Annotated in this window: 1 protein-coding gene; it reads left to right on the top strand. The window is 70.7% G+C overall.

Features of this window, described 5'->3' with window-relative positions; translation table 11 throughout:
- Positions 1 to 56: 56 nt before the first annotated feature.
- On the top strand, positions 57 to 1,128 hold a 1,072-nt coding region (locus tag IEX31_RS18435), incomplete at its 3' end, for an HNH endonuclease signature motif containing protein (protein ID WP_229662500.1).

Below are 1,128 nucleotides of genomic sequence, written 5' to 3'. Positions count from 1 at the left end.
GGGAGGCGGGTGAGTCGAGCCTGGCCAGGGCGCAGGGGTTCCACAACCCGGTCCGGATGATCGCCGCCTCCACGGGGTCCTCCCGGACTGATGCGGCGAAGCTGATCGCGGTCGGCACCGCGACCGCGCAGCGGCAGACGTTCGGCGGTGACCGGCTGCCGTCACGGCATCCGCACGTCGCCGCAGCACTCGAAACCGGCCGGATCGGCGTGGACGCGGCATCCGCGATCACGGCGATGCTCGACCGGGTGCGGGTACGTGCCGATCCCGGCCTGGCCGACACCACCGAAGCGGTCCTCGCAGACCTCGCCGGTCGGGTGCCGCTCGACCTGCTCATCCGCGGCGTCCGCGAGGCCGAGGCCCGACTCGACCACGATGGCGTCGAACCCCGCGAGGAGCAACTCCGCGCCGAGCGTTCCCTCACGATCCGCGAAGACACCGCAGGCATGCTGCACCTGCACGCCCGCCTCGACCCCGAGACCGCCGCCCCGATCAAGACCGCGATCGAAGCGCTCGTCAGCGACGTCCTGCGCCGCCGCGAACCGGGCACGTCGGGTTCGGGTTCGGAGTCGGGTCCGGTCGTCGACGACCCACGGTCGATCCCGCAGATCCAAGCCGACGCGCTCGCCGCGATCTGCCGCCACACCCTCGGCTGCGAGCAGACCCTGACCCCGCTCGCGAAAGCCACGGTCGTGGTGCGCCTCGACCACGACACCCTCACCACCGGTCTCGGACACGCCCGCATCGACGGCATCGACCAACCGATCAGCGCGGCCACGGCGCGGCGGATGTCCGCCGATGCCGAGCTCATCCCCGCCGTCTTCGGCGGCGAAAGCGTCCCGCTCGACCTCGGCCGCTCGGCCCGCCTGTTCAGCAAGGCGCAACGACTCGCGCTCGCCGAACGCGACGGCGGCTGCGCATCCTGCGGGCAGAACATCGCCTACGTCGACGCACACCACATCAGATGGTGGGAACGCGACACCGGACCCACCGACCTCAGTAACGGGGTCATGCTCTGCTCCTTCTGCCACCACCGAATCCACCGCGAGGGATGGGACATCCACGCAACCCGAACCGAAGTCTGGTTCACCCCACCACCGCACATCGATCCCGTACGAACACCCCGAC

Origin of the sequence: Agromyces bauzanensis, assembly GCF_014645655.1 — a bacterium.
GTDB lineage: Bacteria > Actinomycetota > Actinomycetes > Actinomycetales > Microbacteriaceae > Agromyces > Agromyces bauzanensis.
The sequence above is the reverse complement of the archived record's forward strand: the minus strand, read 5'-3'. Positions and strand labels throughout refer to the sequence as shown.